The sequence below is a fragment of the Kocuria sp. CPCC 204721 genome (genome assembly GCF_040980945.1).
GTDB lineage: Bacteria > Actinomycetota > Actinomycetes > Actinomycetales > Micrococcaceae > Kocuria > Kocuria marina.
In genome coordinates this window covers 1-504 of sequence record NZ_JAVKPO010000073.1, presented here as the reverse complement: position 1 = coordinate 504, position 504 = coordinate 1, and the positions used below count along the sequence as shown (strand labels likewise).

Genomic DNA, 504 nt, shown 5'->3' with positions numbered 1-504 from the left:
GCGGGCCACGATCGACAGGCTCGAGCGCTTGCCGCCGCCCAGGAACGTCAGGGCGTCCCGGAACGGCGCCCAGGACGTCGGGTACTCCCCCTCGTCCGGGCCGATGAAGCGCAGCGCCTCCACGGAGCCGGTGGAGGTGAGCGCGGAGGGCTTCGTGAGCCGGCCCGGATAGCGCTTCTGCAGCCCGCACTGGGCGCACTGCCCGAAGATCCACGGCGCCTTCGCCTTGGGCTCCATCGCGGGCAGCACGATGCGGTGCCGGCCGGTGGCCAGGCAGGAGCGCCCCTCCGGCTCGGGCAGGGCGTTGCTGCGCTCGAGCAGCAGCTGCCCCTCGGAGGAGTGCCAGCCGGGGGCACCGGGGACCTCGTGGTCCCCGGCCGCCTCCCGCGCCGGCAGGTTGTCGAAGGCGCCCTGCACGTACCGCTCGGGCAGCTCCGCCACGACGCCCGCCGTGACGGGCCACAGGGGCTCCTCCTCGACGTGCACCACCTCGCCCTCGTAGCC

1 pseudogene is annotated in these 504 nt (G+C 75.0%); it reads right to left on the bottom strand.

What is annotated here, in order from left to right:
* A pseudogene (locus RF637_RS13920) lies at positions 1 to 504 on the bottom strand (hypothetical protein); the annotation flags it as partial.